The sequence below is a fragment of the Pseudomonas sp. IPO3747 genome, assembly GCF_013385245.1.
In the GTDB taxonomy this organism is placed as follows: Bacteria; Pseudomonadota; Gammaproteobacteria; order Pseudomonadales; family Pseudomonadaceae; genus Aquipseudomonas; species Aquipseudomonas edaphica.
The window spans coordinates 1-356 of the sequence record NZ_JACAQL010000048.1; the positions used below are offsets into that span (position 1 = coordinate 1).

The 356-nt window shown below is 50.6% G+C and carries 1 protein-coding gene; it reads left to right on the forward strand.

The window, feature by feature from the left end; all coding sequences use genetic code 11:
• Window positions 1-198 (forward strand): hypothetical protein (locus tag HX790_RS29510; protein WP_218174747.1); only part of this gene is annotated, 198 nt, incomplete at its 5' end.
• Between the last annotated feature and the right edge of the window lie 158 nt (window positions 199-356).

Consider the following 356-nt stretch of genomic DNA (forward strand, 5'->3'; position numbering starts at 1 on the left):
ACCAAGACCAATCATGCGACCAAAAGCCAAAACGTCCCCCAGAATGCACCGAACGATACGCGAACAAGTTCATTAAAGCGACTGATCTCATCACTACCAATTGCTAGCGGGGGCTTGGGCATTGGTAGTGATTTTGATCGTGATTTGGCGACTGATTCTCTGCACTACCGATTGCTAGCGGGGCTTGGGCAATGGTAGTGATTCGGGACTGATTTAGAGACGACACGCATGTTTAGAAGAGAATCCGAATCGTTACACGCCTCCCTTACTGATCCTCCCACGACGAATGGCTAGCGAAGCCTGCCACTAGTCGAGCTCGGTACGTAACAACAAGCTAGGAACTCAACGGGGGGAAT